23 protein-coding genes are annotated in these 15581 nt (G+C 68.8%); 12 read left to right on the top strand and 11 right to left on the bottom strand.

Going from position 1 to position 15581, the window contains the following annotated elements; all coding sequences use genetic code 11:
- Positions 1 to 3 precede the first annotated feature (3 nt).
- Entirely contained in the window at positions 4 to 480 is a 477-nt protein-coding gene (locus H8R02_RS23240; RefSeq protein WP_187083885.1) for a protein-tyrosine phosphatase family protein, read from the bottom strand.
- 98 nt (positions 481 to 578) lie between these two features.
- On the opposite strand from H8R02_RS23240, the gene H8R02_RS23235 reads away from it, so the two are divergent.
- Entirely contained in the window at positions 579 to 761 is a 183-nt protein-coding gene (locus tag H8R02_RS23235; protein ID WP_187083884.1) for a hypothetical protein, read from the top strand.
- Position 762: 1 nt separating this feature from the next.
- Here H8R02_RS23235 and H8R02_RS23230 read toward each other — a convergent pair whose 3' ends face one another.
- The gene (locus H8R02_RS23230) at positions 763 to 1065 is read right to left on the bottom strand and encodes a 2Fe-2S iron-sulfur cluster-binding protein (RefSeq protein ID WP_187083883.1); all 303 of its coding nucleotides are present in this window, start codon (positions 1063 to 1065) and stop codon (positions 763 to 765) included.
- A gap of 18 nt (positions 1066 to 1083) precedes the next feature.
- On the opposite strand from H8R02_RS23230, the gene H8R02_RS23225 reads away from it, so the two are divergent.
- The 5 genes from H8R02_RS23225 (at position 1084) to H8R02_RS23205 (ending at position 4235) form a co-directional block, all read left to right on the top strand.
- A complete protein-coding gene (locus tag H8R02_RS23225; protein WP_187083882.1) occupies positions 1084 to 1947 on the top strand; it encodes a DUF808 domain-containing protein in 864 nt (287 codons plus the stop codon).
- Positions 1948 to 2038: 91 nt separating this feature from the next.
- Positions 2039 to 2218 (top strand): hypothetical protein, encoded by a 180-nt coding sequence (locus H8R02_RS23220; protein ID WP_187083881.1) that lies wholly within the window; start codon positions 2039 to 2041, stop codon positions 2216 to 2218.
- A 20-nt stretch (positions 2219 to 2238) separates the two neighbouring features.
- Positions 2239 to 3093 (top strand): hypothetical protein, encoded by an 855-nt coding sequence (locus H8R02_RS23215; RefSeq protein WP_255429508.1) that lies wholly within the window; start codon positions 2239 to 2241, stop codon positions 3091 to 3093.
- Positions 3094 to 3163: 70 nt separating this feature from the next.
- Positions 3164 to 3751, top strand: coding sequence for a L,D-transpeptidase (locus H8R02_RS23210; RefSeq protein ID WP_187083880.1), 588 nt, complete (start codon positions 3164 to 3166; stop codon positions 3749 to 3751).
- Between the two features lie 139 nt (positions 3752 to 3890).
- Entirely contained in the window at positions 3891 to 4235 is a 345-nt protein-coding gene (locus H8R02_RS23205; RefSeq protein ID WP_187083879.1) for a proteophosphoglycan ppg4, read from the top strand.
- 60 nt (positions 4236 to 4295) lie between these two features.
- Here H8R02_RS23205 and H8R02_RS30525 read toward each other — a convergent pair whose 3' ends face one another.
- Both H8R02_RS30525 and H8R02_RS23200 read right to left on the bottom strand, forming a co-directional pair.
- A complete protein-coding gene (locus H8R02_RS30525) occupies positions 4296 to 4427 on the bottom strand; it encodes a hypothetical protein (RefSeq protein ID WP_255429507.1) in 132 nt (43 codons plus the stop codon).
- Between the two features lie 225 nt (positions 4428 to 4652).
- The gene (locus H8R02_RS23200; RefSeq protein WP_187083878.1) at positions 4653 to 5522 is read right to left on the bottom strand and encodes an NUDIX hydrolase; all 870 of its coding nucleotides are present in this window, start codon (positions 5520 to 5522) and stop codon (positions 4653 to 4655) included.
- Positions 5523 to 5544: 22 nt separating this feature from the next.
- On the opposite strand from H8R02_RS23200, the gene H8R02_RS23195 reads away from it, so the two are divergent.
- Positions 5545 to 6594, top strand: a complete 1050-nt coding sequence (locus H8R02_RS23195) for a serine hydrolase domain-containing protein (RefSeq protein ID WP_187083877.1) — start codon at positions 5545 to 5547, stop codon at positions 6592 to 6594.
- Here H8R02_RS23195 and H8R02_RS23190 read toward each other — a convergent pair.
- From H8R02_RS23190 to H8R02_RS23180, 3 genes are all read right to left on the bottom strand, one after another.
- Entirely contained in the window at positions 6586 to 7584 is a 999-nt protein-coding gene (locus H8R02_RS23190; protein WP_187083876.1) for a PA2778 family cysteine peptidase, read from the bottom strand. The genes H8R02_RS23195 and H8R02_RS23190 overlap by 9 nt on opposite strands.
- A 10-nt stretch (positions 7585 to 7594) precedes the next feature.
- Positions 7595 to 7951: a PA2779 family protein gene (locus tag H8R02_RS23185; RefSeq protein WP_187083875.1), complete on the bottom strand. Its 357-nt coding sequence runs from the start codon at positions 7949 to 7951 to the stop codon at positions 7595 to 7597.
- Positions 7952 to 8114: 163 nt separating this feature from the next.
- Entirely contained in the window at positions 8115 to 8477 is a 363-nt protein-coding gene (locus tag H8R02_RS23180) for an HPF/RaiA family ribosome-associated protein (RefSeq protein WP_187083874.1), read from the bottom strand.
- A gap of 122 nt (positions 8478 to 8599) precedes the next feature.
- Between H8R02_RS23180 and H8R02_RS23175 the strand changes: the two genes are divergently transcribed.
- Positions 8600 to 9268, top strand: a complete 669-nt coding sequence (locus H8R02_RS23175) for an alpha/beta hydrolase (protein ID WP_187083873.1) — start codon at positions 8600 to 8602, stop codon at positions 9266 to 9268.
- Here the strand turns inward: H8R02_RS23175 and H8R02_RS23170 are convergent.
- Both H8R02_RS23170 and H8R02_RS23165 read right to left on the bottom strand, forming a co-directional pair.
- The gene (locus tag H8R02_RS23170; protein WP_187083872.1) at positions 9265 to 9738 is read right to left on the bottom strand and encodes an SRPBCC family protein; all 474 of its coding nucleotides are present in this window, start codon (positions 9736 to 9738) and stop codon (positions 9265 to 9267) included. The two genes, H8R02_RS23175 and H8R02_RS23170, sit on opposite strands and share 4 nt — an antisense overlap.
- Before the next feature lie 39 nt (positions 9739 to 9777).
- Complete coding sequence (locus H8R02_RS23165; protein WP_187083871.1) at positions 9778 to 10110, bottom strand: hypothetical protein; 333 nt, start codon at positions 10108 to 10110, stop codon at positions 9778 to 9780.
- A gap of 187 nt (positions 10111 to 10297) precedes the next feature.
- On the opposite strand from H8R02_RS23165, the gene gshA reads away from it, so the two are divergent.
- The 3 genes from gshA (at position 10298) to H8R02_RS23150 (ending at position 13005) form a co-directional block, all read left to right on the top strand.
- Positions 10298 to 11842, top strand: coding sequence for a glutamate--cysteine ligase (gene gshA / locus H8R02_RS23160; RefSeq protein ID WP_187083870.1), 1545 nt, complete (start codon positions 10298 to 10300; stop codon positions 11840 to 11842).
- Between the two features lie 52 nt (positions 11843 to 11894).
- A complete protein-coding gene (locus H8R02_RS23155) occupies positions 11895 to 12293 on the top strand; it encodes an RcnB family protein (protein ID WP_187083869.1) in 399 nt (132 codons plus the stop codon).
- Between the two features lie 121 nt (positions 12294 to 12414).
- Positions 12415 to 13005: a hypothetical protein gene (locus H8R02_RS23150; protein ID WP_187083868.1), complete on the top strand. Its 591-nt coding sequence runs from the start codon at positions 12415 to 12417 to the stop codon at positions 13003 to 13005.
- Here H8R02_RS23150 and H8R02_RS23145 read toward each other — a convergent pair whose 3' ends face one another.
- Together H8R02_RS23145 and H8R02_RS23140 are read right to left on the bottom strand one after the other, a co-directional pair.
- Positions 13006 to 14181 (bottom strand): aromatic ring-hydroxylating dioxygenase subunit alpha, encoded by a 1176-nt coding sequence (locus tag H8R02_RS23145; protein ID WP_187083867.1) that lies wholly within the window; start codon positions 14179 to 14181, stop codon positions 13006 to 13008.
- Positions 14178 to 15152, bottom strand: a complete 975-nt coding sequence (locus H8R02_RS23140; protein ID WP_187083866.1) for a Bug family tripartite tricarboxylate transporter substrate binding protein — start codon at positions 15150 to 15152, stop codon at positions 14178 to 14180. The genes H8R02_RS23145 and H8R02_RS23140 overlap by 4 nt, the downstream gene beginning before the upstream one ends.
- Before the next feature lie 177 nt (positions 15153 to 15329).
- Between H8R02_RS23140 and infA the strand changes: the two genes are divergently transcribed.
- Entirely contained in the window at positions 15330 to 15560 is a 231-nt protein-coding gene (gene infA / locus H8R02_RS23135) for a translation initiation factor IF-1 (protein WP_187083865.1), read from the top strand.
- Positions 15561 to 15581: the final 21 nt, after the last annotated feature.

The following is a 15581-nucleotide window of genomic DNA, read 5'->3' as shown; positions in this document are numbered from 1 at the left end:
GGCTCAGAACCAGTCCACCAGCCCCGACTGCGCGGCGTTCTGCGGATTCGACCCCGCATCGCGGACGCGCTGCAAGGCGTCTTCGGTCGCAAGGCCGAGCGCCTTCAGCACGCAGGCGGCCGTCGAGCCGGTGCGGCCCATGCCGGCCGCGCAATGGATCATCACCGCATCACCGGCGCGCAACGAATCGGCAATCGCGTGGATGTCGCGCCGGAAAGCGGCAGGGTCTTCAGGCACGCCGAAGTTACGCACGGGCAGGTGCTGCCAGCGGAACGGCAGCTTGCCGCCGTCGACGGCGCGGTGGTACTGCGGCGAAAGCTCGGCGATTTCTTCGCGCGGTGTCAGGCACACGACCGAACGAAGGCGATGCCGCTGGGCCAGCTCCTCGAACGCGCGCCAGGTCTCGAAGCGCCCGGGCATCGAGGACAGCCACAGCTCGCCTCGCACATCGGCAGGGAGGCGGACGGGTCGGAAGGCCATGCCGCGATGCTAACGCGGCACACCGCGTTGCAACTGTTGCCGCGCCCCTCGCGGGGCTCCTACACGCGGCGCACGCGAGCCGGATTAAGGTAATGCGCATGAAGCTCTTCCGACGCAACCGAACCAAGCCGCAGGCCGGCGAGGACAGGTCCGCGCCGCGTGCCGAACCCGGTGAGGGCACCAACGTCACGCGCCGCCGCCCCGACCCGCGCGCCGAACCCATCCCCGACGGCGAGCACAAATACGTGCCGCGCAGCCCGTACCGCACGGGAAATTACTAGCTCAAAGCCCCGTGCCGTCGAGCACCAGGTCGGACAGCGGGTAAGCCACGCAGGGCAGGATCCAGCCCTCGTCCTTTTCCTCGGCCAGCAGGCCGGGCCACTCGATGCGGTAGGTGACCGTGCCTGCGCGCAGCCTGCGCATGCAGGCGCGGCACGTGCCGTTGCGGCAGGAACTCGGCATCACGATGCCGGCCGCGTACGCCGAGACCAGCACCGGCTGCCCGCTGGCTGCGCGGAAGACGAGCCCCTGCGGCTCGATCCGTACCTCGAATTCCCCTCGTCCCACAACTTCATCGTCCGCCATGGCCCATCATAGGAGCCCATGGCCACGACCCTCCTCGCCCTCATCGACGACATCGCCTCGCTGCTGGACGACGTGTCCGCCATGACCAAGGTGGCCGCGCACAAGACGGCCGGCGTGCTCGGGGACGACCTCGCGCTCAACGCGCAGCAGGTCGCCGGCGTCACGCCGGACCGCGAGCTGCCCGTCGTGTGGCGTGTGGCGAAGGGCTCGATGATCAACAAGGCCATCCTCGTGCCCGCTGCACTCGCCATCAGCGCCATCGCGCCATGGGCCGTGACGCCGCTCCTGATGCTGGGCGGCGCGTACCTCTGCTACGAGGGCTTCGAGAAGGTGGCGCACCGGCTTTTCCACTCGCGCAAGGCCGGCGAGCACCACGCGCCGGTCACGGTCGAGAGCGAGAAGGACAAGATCAAGGGCGCCATCCGCACCGACTTCATCCTCTCGGCCGAGATCATCGTGATCACCCTCGGCACGGTGGCGAAGGAGCCCTTCATCACGCAAGTGGGCGTGCTCGCTGCGGTGGCGGTGCTGATGACGATCGTCGTCTACGGGCTGGTCGGCGGCATCGTGAAGCTCGACGACTTCGGCCTGTTCCTCACGCGCCGCCCGAGTGCGGGTGCGCAAGGCATCGGCCGCGCGATCCTCGCCGCCGCGCCCTGGCTGATGAAAGCGCTGTCGATCTTCGGCACGGCGGCGATGTTCCTCGTCGGCGGCGGCATCCTGGTGCACGGCACCCCGCCGCTTGCGCACGCCGCGGAGGCGCACGGGCACGCCGTGTCCTTCCTGCTGGGCGGTGTCGTCGGCGTGGTCGCAGGGGGGCTCGTGCTCGCCGCGACACTGCCTTTCAAGCGCAAGGCCGCAAGCCCCGAAACGCAAGCGTAGGCACCCTCCTACGCGACTTGGCGGCGCGCTCGGATGCGCCCGGCGGCAACGCGCCGAAACAATGCATGACTTGTCCACAGCGGAGCCAGCGATGCCCGACCTGCTGCAACCCCCCACACACGCCGCCAACAACCCCGTCCTGCTGGCCGACGCGGCTGCGCGTTGGGACGAAGACCCCGACTTCGCGCTCGGCTGCGAGTGCGCGGACCCCGCGCTGCAGATCGAGCAGTGGTGCCAGGAAACGGTGGCCACCGCCGGCGCCACACACTGAGGTGCGACAGACCGGCGATCATGAAACGACGCAACGAACCCGCCCCCGAACGATCGGAGTTCCTCGACGCCCTGCGCAAGGGCCTGCTGCTCGGCGCGGGCATCCTGGTGCTGGTGGTGCCGCTGCGCATGGTGCAGCAGCGGCATGCGCAGCAGGCCACGCCGCCCGGCCCGGTCGTCACCGCGCCGAAGCAGGCGCCCGCGCAGCCGCCGGTGGCCGCGGCGCCGCAGGCACCCGCGGCCCCGCCGAGTCCCGGCCTGCGCCTGGCGGACTTCGGCAAGACGACCCCGTCGCCCGACGTGAAGCTGATCGCCAACTGGGCGCTGCACACGCGCGACAACGGCGCGCGCTCGATGGTCATCATCGACAAGAAGATGGCGCGCGTGTACGTGCTCGACCCGCAGGGCCGGCTGAAGGCATCGTCGCCCGCGCTGCTCGGTGAATGGGTCGGCGACGAGAGTACGCCCGGCGTCGGCGACAAGCCGCTGTCGCAGCTCAAGAAGTGGGAGAAGACCACGCCCGCCGGCCGCTTCGTCGCCGAGATGGGCATGAACGCGCACCACCAGGACGTGGTGTGGGTGAGCTACGACCTGGCCGTGTCGATGCACCGCGTGATCAAGGGCCTGCCCAACGAGCACCGCGCGGCACGCCTGGCTTCCCCCACGCACACCGACAACCGCATCAGCAACGGCTGCGTGAACCTGCCGAAGCCTTTCTACGAAAAAGTGCTCGCGCCGACGGTGAAGAGCACGGGCGCGATCATCTACGTCCTGCCCGACAAGAAGAGCGTGGAAGAGGTCTTCAAGGCCTACGACGTGACTTCGCCCCTGCAGATGGCGCAACGCGCGCCGGAGACCGCCCGGGCGCCCGGTTGACGCACCGCAGGCTCAGCCGCTAGCATCCGCCCCTTGAGCCCGGCCGTGAGCCGGGCAAGAGGGGACTCGGATGTTACGCGCGGCTGTTTGCGCGCTTTCTTTCTGGCTGGCGGCCGGCGCCTCGGCGATGTCGCTGCCCGCGCAGGACCTGATGCGGTGGATCCGCAGCAACGGCGACCACGGCGCCTTGCCGTTCGCCATCGTCGACAAGCGCGAAGCGCAACTCCATGTATTCGATTCGAGCGGGCGGCTCGTCGGCTCGTCGCCGGCCCTGCTCGGCGCCACCTTGGGCGACCACATCGTGCCCGGGGTCGGCGAGCGTGCGCAGCAAGGCGCCGTGCGCGCCGACGAACGCACGACGCCCGCGGGCCGCTTCGTCTCCTTCGGCGGGATCAACAACACGGGCGAGCACGTCGTCTGGGTGGACTACGACAGCGCGTTCGCGATCCACCGGCTGCGCCCCGGCCGTGCGTTCAAGACGCGCGTGGACCGCCTGGCGCTGCCGGGCGCCAACGGCAAGCGCGTCTCCGAGGGCTGTGTCGTGGTGCCGGTGGCCTTCTACGAGGAGGTGGTGCAACGCTACCTCGGCTCCGGCCGCAGCATGGTCTACGTGATGCCCGAATCCAGCCGCATCTCCGAGCTCTTTCGCGGGCTCTAGGCACACGCAGCTCGGCGGCAGCCGAGTCCCACATTGCAAGCCGCCGCGCACCGACGTTGCGGTGGCTGGCTCAACCTAGCCTTGGCTCCAGCCGGCGATGTCCGCCGGCCGGTATCACCGTCAAAAAGGAGCTTCGAGAATGAGCACGAAATTCATCAAGGGTGCGCTGGCCGCGGCGCTCGCGGCCGTGTTCGGGGTGGCGCTCGCGCAGGGCAACCCGCCCAACGCGAACGTGACCAACCCCGCGGTCGGCGCGGGCCAGCAGAGCTCGCAGGCCACGCCGATGGGCACCACCGGCACGCCGGCGGGCGGCAGCACGGCCACGCGTGGTTCGACCACCACGGGTGCGGGCACGAGCATGGGCGCGGGTACCACCGGCAGCACGCCGACGGCGTCCGCGGGTTCGGACACCGGCAAGACGATGAAGGCGTCGGGCGGGAAGTCGAAGAAGAAGGCCAGGAAGGCCAAGCGCGATCGCGGCTAACGAGCGGTCATCCCGGGCTGGACCCGGGATCCATCGCGGCGCACCAGCATGGATGCCGGGTCAAGCCCGGCATGACAGCGTGGGATGCGCCGCAGTCGCTTCTGAGGCAACCTCCGCGCGCGCCTTCATCTGCATCGACGCCATCGCGAGGGCCGCCGCCAGCACCATGAAGCGCATCATCATCGGGGTCATTCGGTTACTCCTGGTCGGCTCGCGGCCAAGAGCCCGCGAGCACCAGCCGGGGCCGCTGGACAATGTCCGGTGCCGATCGCTGCGGAGGCGGATCGGAGCGGTACCTGTCTCGTAGCGCGGTCACCCGTCTGGCTTGGGATCGAGTGTGCGCAAGCGCGCGATGCCGCCCCGCAGGCATGCGGCGCGTGCCGCTGTAGGTTGCGTTCGAGCGGAACTGTGGGCCGGTCAGCTGAACAGCGCGTCGAAGCCGCCATCGGGCTCGAAGCGCTTGTTGCGCCACGCGAGGCGCGTGGGGCCCAGCAGGGCGCGCTCGCGCACGGAGTGGCGCTCGTCGCCGGGGTAGCAGATCACGCGCACGCCATCGCCCGTCTCGATGGGTTCGGGCTGGATGGTCGGCGGCTTGCGGCTGCGCGCACCGGCGAGCACGCTTGCGACGTCCGCGTGGCGTGCGAGCTGCGCCAGGCTCATGATCTGCGGCGGCGCGAGCTGGATCTCGCCGTCCCAGTACTGCTGCAGGGCCACGCGCGGGGAAAGCCACGTGCTTTCGGTGGCTTCATGGTTGTCGTGGCGCGGCTGCTGGCCCTCGGGCACGGCCGCCACGAAGAAGCGCGTGTCGAAGCGCTTGCGCACGACGCCGCCCACCACGGGCGTGATCCAGCGCGACCACGGCGCGATGCAGCTCGCGAGCAGGCGCAGGTCGAGGTTCTCCACCACGTCGGCGAAGTGGAAGCCTTCGCGCAGCGAGCGCCACGCGGTTTCGGCTCGCGCGGCATCCACGTCGGCAAACAGCACGCCGGTTTCCTCGAAGGCTTCGCGCATCGCGGCGACGAAGAGGCCCGATGCTTCCTCCGCCTGCAGGCCGGGCTCGCCGAGCGCATCGTGCAGCTGCTGCGGTGCGGTGTCGAGGCGGTCCACCAGCTCCACGTCTTCGCGGTCGAGCTTGCCGCCCGGGAAGACATAGGCGCCCCCGAGCACGTCCGAAAGGCCGTGGCGCTTGAGCAGAAAGACTTCAAGCCCGGCGCCGCCGTCGCGCAGCATCACCACCGTCGCCGACGGCAGTGCAGGCATGTTCAGCGGGTCGCCATGCGGTTCCATGGCCCAAGGCTAACATGCAGGCATGAAGCAGTTCAGTGAAGCCATCGAGTACGCGCAATCGCATGAAGTGCCGTGGCCGCGCGACCCCGCGGCCGAACCCGCGCGCTGGGGCGTGCACCACGACGACCCGCCGCCGTTCAACCGCCTGCGCGGGCCGGTGCATCCGCGCGGCGGCGTCTCGGGTGTGATCCGCTTGAACGGCGAGGAGGTCGCGGCATGGGGCGAGCCCGACCGAGCCGACCTCACGTTCAGCGTCGCGAAGACCTACCTCGCGCTGCTCGCCGGTGTCGCGCACATGCGCGGCATGCTCGACCCCGACGAGCGCGTGGTCGAACGCCTGCCCGGCATCGGCTTCGACTCGCCGCACAACCGCGCGATCACGTGGGCGCACTTGCTGGAGCAGACGAGCGAGTGGGAAGGCACCTGCCTCGGCATGCCGGACCAGGTGGAGCACAACCGGCGCGTGTCGCACGACCCGAAGCCGCCCACCGGGAAGAAGGGCGAGCGCCGCGAGCTGCACGAGCCCGGCACGCACTGGGAATACAACGACGTGCGCATCAACCAGCTGTCGCTGGCCTTGCTGCATTTGTTCCGCAGGCCGCTGCCCGAGGTGTTCCTCGAGACGATCCTGCGCCCGCTCGGCGGCGGCGAGAACTTCCGCTGGGCCGGTTACGACGACGCGTGGGTGGAGATCGACGGCAAGCGCATGCAGTCGGTGCCCGGTGGCACGCACTGGGGCGCGGGCGTGTCGATCAGCGCGCGCGACCAGGCGCGCATCGGGCAGTTGCTGCTGGATGGCGGCGTGCACGCGGGCACGCAGCTCGTGCCGCGCGAGTGGGTGCAGCGCATGCAGCAGCCCGGCGAGGTCGCGCCGTTCTACGGCTGGCTCACGTGGCTCAATCGCGATGGGCGCATGTTCGCGGATGCCTCTCGCGACAGCTGGTTCATGGTGGGCGCCGGCGGGCACTACACGTGGATCGACCCGGAGAACGGCCTGGTGGCGGTGGTGCGGTGGATCGACCCGGCAAGGTCGCCCGGTTTCGTGACCCGGGTTGCCAACGCCCTACGATGACGCGCGAGCCTGCAGGCGCCCGAGGATCAGCTGGCGCGTCGCCTTGATTTCGGCCGCGAAGGGCGCGGTCGCATCGGTCGACACCGGCTCCAGCACCTTGAGCGCCTCGAAGTGCTGCCCGAGGTCCGAGAGCGTCTGCGCGAGGTTGTTGCGCAAGATCACCGAGCGCGGGTCACGCGCGAGCGCGCGGCGCAGCACCACGGCCGCGTCTTCGAGCTTGCCCGCGCCGTGCAACTGGTTCGCCAGGCCGATGGACGCCGCCAGGTTGTCGGGCCAGCGCGCGAGCATCGCGTCGTACGCGCGTGTTGCGCCGGCCGCGTCCCCCACGCGTGACATCGCGATCACGGCCTCGAGCCAACGCTCCGGCGTGGCGGTGGCGGCCACCTTGTCGGGCGGCATGACGACCATGGCCCAGTAGCCGCCCTTCATCCACGTGCGCTCGAAGTAGGAGAAGGGCATCTCCTGCCGCGGGTCCGTGCCCGAGCGGAGGTAGACCGTGCCACTGGCGTAGTCGAAGCCGTTCACGACGGCGTAGTGCCACTGCGTGAACATCGTGCCCACGTCCTGAAGCACGATGACGGGGTTGCCCGCCGCGACTTCGCGCAGCAGGTCGGCATAACTCGGTGAGAGGCGGTACGACACGCGGCCGTAGCGGCGCGGCGTGGCGAGCATCTCCAGTTGCAGGCTGCCCTTGCGCGACGGCAGCCACACCTGTTCGATCAGCTGCGGCAGCGACGGCTGCACGCCGGCCCATTGCAGCGCCATGGCGAGCGAGGCCGGGCCGCACTGGTAATCGTCCTGGGCGTGGAAGGGCACCTGCGCCAGTTCCACCTGCTGCGGCACGCCTTGCGGCCATTCGGTGCGCAACTGCACCGTCTGCGGAACGAGCGGGTTGAGGGCTGCGCAGCCGCCGAGCACCGCTGCCGCAAGCAGGGTGCCGGCGGTGCGCAGGACGCGACGCCAGGAAGGACTGCGGGTGACGTGCGTCATGCGGCGGCGCTTACTTGCGCATCGACATGTACCAGATCAGGCCGATCACGATGATGACCGCGGCCCAGCCCCAGCCGGACATGGCGCCCGCCGGTGCGTTCTGCATGTCCTGCACCATGGCCTGCACTTCGGTGTCGGTCATGGCGTTGACGCGCGCACGGGCAGCGTTGGGGTCCACGCCCGCGGCCAGCAGCTGGCCGGAGACTTCGGCGCGGTCCAGCGCGGCCAGCACCATCGCGCGCTCGGTGGGCGCCGTGTTGGCGGCCGCCTGCTCGACGCCGATCAGCCCCGCCTTCGCGGTGGTGAACGACAACATCAACGTGGAGACGACCAGTACCCGGCAGGTGAATTTCTTCATCGATCCCATTCGCTGCTCCTTAAAGTTGAGTTCGCCTTGCCGCGCAGCGAGAAGCCGCTGCGCAAGCGGCCGGCACATGTTGTCAGGAGCAGGCTCGGCTGTGGAGGGCTGCCGCCGATTTATTCACAATCGGCAACAAAAAAGACGCCGAAGCCCGGGACGGGCGACTCTTTTACTGGCCCGGGAGCACGCTCGCGTCCTTGCGGATGCTTTCCCGGTCGCGGTGTTCGCGATCGAGCTTGCCCAGTGCGTGCTCGAGGGCACGATCGAGCTTCTCGGCGGCGCCGCGGAAGGCCAAGTCCTGGTTGACGGCGATGTTGGTCACGGCGACCGGCGTGCGGCCGGGCAGGCGCGCTTCCAGCATGCAGCGCTTGTCGTTGCCGCCCTTGACGTGGTTCTCGTCCGTCAGCTGCACTTCGACGGTCGTCACGTCCTGTGCGTACTTCGCGAGGTGTTCGTTCAGGTAATCCGTGGCCCAGCGCTGCAGGGTTTCCTTGTTCTCGATGCCGTTGCTGGTGTTGACTTCGACGTACATGAGGTGCGTCCTTTCGCTTGGAGTGTTTGCTTGCAGTTTGGCGCGGCCGGGCTGCAAAGCAAGTCGGACGCGATGCCTTGGGTTGTCGGACGTCCCTTGCGCGGGAGGTTTATGCTCCATGGATGGCAGAGATCGAAACGCTGGAAGCAGCGACGGGCGAGTCGCCCACCGCGTCGGTGATCATCCTCCACGGCCTGGGCGCGGATGGCAACGACTTCGTGCCGGTTGCGCAGGAGACGGACCTCTCGGCCGTGGGCCCGGTGCGCTACGTGTTCCCGAGCGCGCCGGTGCGGCCGGTGACGATCAACGGCGGCTACCGCATGCGCGCGTGGTACGACATCCTCGGCACGGAGAGTACGGGCCGGCAGGATGAAGCGGGGTTGCGTGAATCGCTGGCGATCGTGGAGCAGCTGATCGCCCACGAGAAGGAGCGCGGGATCGCCGCGAACCGCATCGTGGTCGCGGGCTTCTCGCAGGGTTGCGCGATGGCGCTGATGACCGGCGTGCGCCATGCGCAGGCGCTGGCTGGGATCGTGGGAATGTCAGGCTACCTGCCGCTCGCCGCGCAGACGGCGGCCGAGCGCAGCCCGGCGAACGCGAAGACGCCGATCTTCCTCGCGCATGGCACCCAGGACGAAATCGTGGTGTTCGAACGCGGCCTGCAGTCGCGCGACCAGCTGCGCGCGCTCGGCTACGACGTGGAGTGGCACGAGTACCCGATGGGGCACTCGGTGTGCATGGAGGAGATCCGCGACCTGGAGGCTTTCCTCAATCGCGTGTTGAAAGCCTAGACCTCGCCGCCGAACCTCTTGACGAGGTTGTCGATGTACTTCTCGACGAGTTTCTCGAACTCGCCGGCGACGACGGGCTCCACCACCATCTTCATCAGCCCCGGCAGCGGCACGTCCACCGTGCCGTCGATCTTCAGGACCACCTTGGTGGACTTGCCCTTGTTGTCGCTGACCTTCCAGCTGCCGCCGACGAGGGCGTTGCCCACGCCCTTGACCGGCGTCCACTTGACGGTGCCCTTGGCCTTGTCGCTCGTGTACTTGCTGGCGTAGACCGTCTGGATGTTCACCTGCGCGGTGCCCACCTTCTGCATCTCCCACTTGTACACGCCGTCGCCCATGTCGGTGAGCTTGTCCACCTTGGGGAAGTGCGACACCGAGGTGGGCACGTCCGACAGGACGCCGAAGACGTCGTCGTACTTGCCCTTGACCTCGAATTCGTAGCCCAGCTCGATGGGGACGCTGATCGCCATGGGGATGTCTCCTCGTATTGTTCCTGGCGAGTGTAGTGCTTACGCGCGAGCCTGCTTCCAGGCGGCGGCGCGGTCGATGGCGGTGCGGGCGACCTGCACCACCGTGTCCACGGCGACGGTGGCGCCGCCGGCGGACAGCTCGATGCCGCGGGTGTAGTAGCCGCCGAACACGGCACGGGCGTGCTGCGCGTTCTTCTTGGTCTCGGCGTCGAGCTGGGGCGCCGATTCCTTCAGTGCGGCGTCCCAGCGCTGCTTCGCGATCGCGCCGAGGCGCTCGCCGCCGTCCTTCCACGCGCCGATGACGGTGTGGGCGGTGGTGTCGAAGCCGTCGACGACCTGGTGCGCGAACTGGGTGATGTGCTCGGTGTTCATGAGTTTTCCTTTCAGGCTGGATGAGCCGATTGTCTGAACGAGCCCTAGAACCCGCGACCTAATGGACTAGGGGCGCGCACCTAGCACCTGACCTACCGCAAAATCCCAACCCCTGCCGCGAGCAGGAATTGCACAAAGGTGCTAACTTCCGCCCGAGATACACGAGAACAAGAGCCGCGAGACAACCATGACCCCAACGCTACTGGCGCCCGAGCGCCTCAAGGGCATCCGACGCGGCATCGAGAAGGAAAGCCTGCGCGCCACCGCCGACGGCGAGCTGGCCATGACGCCGCACCCCGCCGCGCTGGGCGCGGCCCTCACGCACCCGAACATCACCACCGACTACAGCGAAGCGCAGCTGGAGCTGATCACCGGCGTGCACGCCAGCGTGGAGCAGTGCCTGGAGGAGCTCACGCAGGTCCACCAGTTCACGTACCGCGCGCTCGGCGACGAGCTGATGTGGGTGAGCAGCATGCCGTGCCACCTGCCGGCCGACGAGAACATCCCGATCGGCCGCTATGGCAGCTCCAACGTGGGCCGCGCCAAGAGCGTCTACCGCATGGGCCTGGCGCACCGGTACGGGCGCCGCATGCAGACCATCAGCGGCATCCACTACAACTGGTCGCTGCCGGGCGTGACGGACGAACAGTACTTCGCGCTGATCCGCAACTTCCGCCGCGAGTCCTTCCTGCTGCTGTACCTGTTCGGCGCTTCGCCGGCGGCGTGTTCGAGCTTCGTCACCGGCCGCAAGCACGAACTGCAGTCGCTCACGCCGCACACCGTCTACATGCCGCATGGCACGTCGCTGCGCATGGGCCGCCTGGGCTACCAGAGCGAAGCGCAGGCGAGCCTGGCCGTGAGCTACAACAGCCTCGAAGGCTATGCGGCGTCGCTGCACGATGCGCTCACGCGGCCTTACCCCGCGTACGAGCAGGTCGGCATCATGAACCCCGGCGGCGAGTACAACCAGCTGGCCACCACGCTGCTGCAGATCGAGAACGAGTTCTACGGCACCATCCGGCCCAAGCGCGTCATCCGGCCCGGCGAGCGCCCGCTGCATGCACTGCGCGAGCGCGGCGTGGAGTACGTCGAGGTGCGCCTGATGGACCTCGACCCCTTCGTGCCGGTCGGCATCAAGGCGCAGACGATGCGCTTCCTCGACGTGTTCCTGCTGCACTGCCTCACGTCCGACAGCCCGCCCGACACACCCGCGGAAATCGCGGCGCTGGGCCGCAACCAGCACAAGACGGCGGCGTACGGCCGCGAGCCGGGCCTGAAGCTCGAGCGCGACGGCCGCGAAGTCGCGCTCACGCAATGGGGCGCGGAGATCCTGCAGTCCTGTCGCCCGATCGCCGCGCAGCTGGACGCCGTGCATGCCACCACCGACTACAGCGACGCGGTGCGCGCTGCCGAGGTGCTGCTGGGCGACCCCGACATGCTGCCGTCCGCTCGCGTGCTCGCCGCGCTGGCGCGCGACCACGACAACTCGTTCACGCAGTTCGTGCTGGCCCAGTCGCAGCAGACCAAGGCCAAGCTGCTGAAGCTTCCTTACCCCGGCTCCGTGCAATCGCGCCTCGAGGCGCTGGCGCAGCAGTCGATCGCCGAGCAGAAGGCGGTCGAGGCGGCGGACACCGTGCCGTTCGAGACCTTCCGCCAGCAATACATCTCGGCCGATCGCCTGCAGCTCAACGCGTCCGCAGTGGCCGCCGCGCCCGCGCTCGTCGCCGTCTGAATCGCGCTTTCTTCCTACACCTCGCCCGCGACTGTCGGGCGAGAGTGCTTGCATGAAGAAGATCACCACCATCGCGGTCGCGGTTGCGGCCGCCGTCGCCGCCGGCGGCGCGTTCGCCGACAAGGGTGGCCACGGCCACGGTCACGGTCACGGCAAGCACGGCAATGACGACGTCGTCATGTCCTACTACGACGCCGGCCCCGGCTGCCCGCCGGGCCTGGCGAAGAAGAACAACGGCTGCCTGCCCCCGGGCCAGGCGAAGAAGATGCACCAGCAGCTGGTCGTCGGCCAGCGACTGCCGAGCGAGATCGTCTACTACCCGGTGCCGCAGCCGGTGCTGGTGACGCTGCCGCCGCCGCAGCCGGGCTACCACTACGTGCAGGTGAACAACGACGTGGTGCTGCTCAACGCGGCCGGCGTCATCGCCAACATCCTGCTCGGCCGCGGCTGAGCGCCGCCCGGTGCCGAAACCGCGCCGTCCAGCGCGGATTCGGCGCGTTCCTACAAGGCTGTGTCCGCGTGCCGAGCAAACTGCACGTTGTTCAGCTGTCACACTGAAACGGAGCGCCACCATGCACACGCAACGCCTCATCCTCGCCATCGCCGCCGCCTTCGCCCTCGCGGGCGCACCGGCATTCGCCAAGGACCATGGCCAGGGCCACGGCAAGGGTGAAGACAAGGCGGAAAAGCACGAGCAGAAGGAAGCCGAGAAAGCGGCCAAACATGCCCACAAGGAGCAGGAAAAGGCTCAGAAGCACGCCTTCAAGGAGCAGGAGAAGGCGCAGAAGCACGCGGCCAAGGAGCAGCGCAAGGCCGAGAAGGCCCGGTGGCGCCATGAAGAGCACGTGGGCCGCTACTTCACCGACCAGCAGCGCGTGGTGGTGCGCAACTACTACGTCACCAACTACGGCGGCAAGCGCTGCCCGCCCGGCCTGGCCAAGAAGAACAACGGCTGCATGCCCCCGGGGCACGCGAAGAACATCGTCGTCGGCCAGCGCGCGCCCGTGGGCGTCACGTACTACGCGGTGCCGCAGCCGGTGCTGGTACAGCTGCCGCCCATCCCGGCGCCCGGCTACCGCTACGTGCGCATCGGCAACGACATCGTCCTGCTGTCGCCGCAGACGGCGATCGTCGTGGACGTGATCAGCGGCCTGTTCGGCTGATCAGGCCTCGATCCAGTTCCCCGAGCTGAACTTCACCGGCGGCGTGTTTTCGTCGAAGGACACGCCCGCCGGGTCGCGGCCTTCCTTCACCGCTTCGAGCTGCGCCTGCAGCAGCCGGCGCACCATCACCACGCCGCGGTCGCTGGTGGCGAGGTGCTCCTCCGAGTGATGCGCGATGGGCCCCTGGCTCACCATCGCTTCGTAGTCGCCCGGGTACTTCTGGTGATCGGCTTCGTCCAGCTCTTCCCATAGCCGCTTGCCGTCCGGGCGTGAGCGCATCCGGTGCAGCTCGCCTTTCTCGCGCACGCGGCCCACGACGTAGATGCGGAAGCTGTGGTCGTCGATGGGCAGCACCCAGCCGATCGACTCCACCGGCCCGAAGCGGCCCACGCGCGGGCTCGGGATGACGCGCAATGTCGGCAGCCCCGCCTCGCTGATGCGGCGGAACTTGCGGCCGTCCGGCAGGTTGCGCAGCGACTTCGTGCGCACCGAGATCTCCGTCGTGTCCCACTCCACCTGCGGCATCACCGCCATCTCCGGCACGAACTGGTTGCCGCTGAAGGACGAATGCAGGATGACGACGTGGAAGGGGTCGACCAGGTTCTCGTAGTGCTGCAGCCAGTTGCACGGGATGACGGGCGGCCCGCCGCCGCCGATGCTGGCGTCGTCGGCTTCGAGGAACTCGCCGTCTTCGAGCACTTCGAGGCACTCGTAGCGCGGCAGCACCGGCTTCTTCCCGGGCGGCCCCATGTACGCCCACACGAGCCCGTACAGCTCCTGCACGGGGTACCAGGGTTGCCGCACCTTGTCGCGCGCGCGGCCCATCTCCGGCTCGCAAGGTTGCTCGAGGCAGTGCCCCTGCACGTCGAACAGCCAGCCGTGGTAGCAGCAGCGGATGCCGCGCTCCTCCGTCTTGCCGTAGTACAGCGAAGTGCCGCGGTGCGCGCAGTGCGGGTAGACCAGGCCGGGCCGGCCCTGGCCGTCGCGAAACAGGACGAGGTCTTCGCCGAGCACCCGCACCTGCTTCGGCGTGGCGTTCGCGTCCTTCGCCAGGCCGATGGGGTGCCAGTAGCGGCGCAGCAGCTCGCCCATCGGCGTGCCGGGGCCGACCTCGGCGAGTTCGTTGCGAGAGGTCGGAGCAGGGCGCCCGTAGGCAGTGCCGGTATCGACGCTCATTCCAGGGTCACCCCCGCGGCCTTGATCAGCTCCGCCATGCGCGGGTAGTCCTGCCGGTAGCGCTCGACGAACTGCACCGGCGTGTTGCCCAGCGGCTCGAAGCCGAACGCGGTGAGCCGCGCGGACACGTCCGGCATCGCCGTGACCTCGCGCAGCGCGGTGACCCACGCGTCCACCACGTTCTGCGGCGTCTTGGCCGGCGCGTACACGCCGATCCAGCTGTCGATGTCGAAGCCGTTGAAGCCCTGCTCCTTGAACGTGGGCACGCCGGGCATCGTCTGCACGCGGCTCGTGCCGGTGATGCCGATCACCTTCATCTTGCCGCCTTGCGTGTGGCTGCGCGCCGTGGACGGGTTGGCCCACGCGAAGTCGAGCGCCTCGCCGAACAGGTCGTTGTGCGCGGCAGCTTCGGCCTTGTACGCGACGTGAACGAGCTCCGTGCCGGTCTGGCGCTTGAGCAGCTCGCCGAAGAGATGCGCGGTGGAGCCGTTGCCCCACGTGCCGTACGTCATGCGGCCTTTCTTCTTCGCGAAGTCGATGAACTCGGCGAGCGTCGAGTAGGGCGCGTTCGCGCGCGCGACCAGCATCGGCCCGCCGGTTGCCAGCATCGAGAGCGGCTGGAAATCGCGCACCGGGTCGTAGGGCAGCTTGGGCTGCAGGATCGCGTTGTTGACGTGCGTGAGCGGCAAGGTCATCAGTACCGTGTGGCCGTCGGGCGCGGCCTTCGCCACGAAGTCGGCGGCGATGATGCCGCTCGCGCCCGGCTTGGGCTCCACCACGATCGGCTGGCCCCAGCGCGCGGAAAGCTTCTCGCCGTACACGCGCGCCAGCGTGTCGATGGGCCCGCCCGCCGTGCCGAAGGGCACCACGCGCACCGGCCGGCTCGGGAAGGCGGCTTGCTGCGCGAGCGCGCCGAAGGAGGGCAGCGCCGCGCCCGCAAGCGCGGTGAACTTTCTTCTGCTGATCGGCATCTCACACTCCAGGACTGCGATGTGTTCCATCCTGCGGCGAGCGCGGGGGCGCCGCATCGGGACAGACCCCTTGAAAGCGCACGCGGGGGGGCGCCACCTAGAATCACATTCCCCCAAAGTGCGCGTCCCGGCCGGCACCTGCGGCCGGGACGCTTCATTGCCAGAAGGAAAACGATTTTGGCCAAGGAAGAACTCATCGAAATGCGCGGCCGCGTGGCCGAAGTGCTGCCCGACTCGCGCTACCGCGTGGTGCTGGACAACGGGCACGAGCTCGTCGCGTACAGCGGCGGCAAGATGCGCAAGAACCACATCCGCATCATCGCGGGCGACAGCGTGACGCTCGAGCTCTCACCCTACGACCTGACCAAGGGGCGGATCATGTTCCGCCACCTGCCCGGGCGGAGTTGAGCCCGGCGGCTAGCAGCAGTA

This window comes from Ramlibacter albus, from assembly GCF_014297445.1.
Lineage (GTDB): Bacteria > Pseudomonadota > Gammaproteobacteria > Burkholderiales > Burkholderiaceae_C > Ramlibacter > Ramlibacter albus.
The sequence above is the reverse complement of the archived record's forward strand: the minus strand, read 5'-3'. Positions and strand labels throughout refer to the sequence as shown.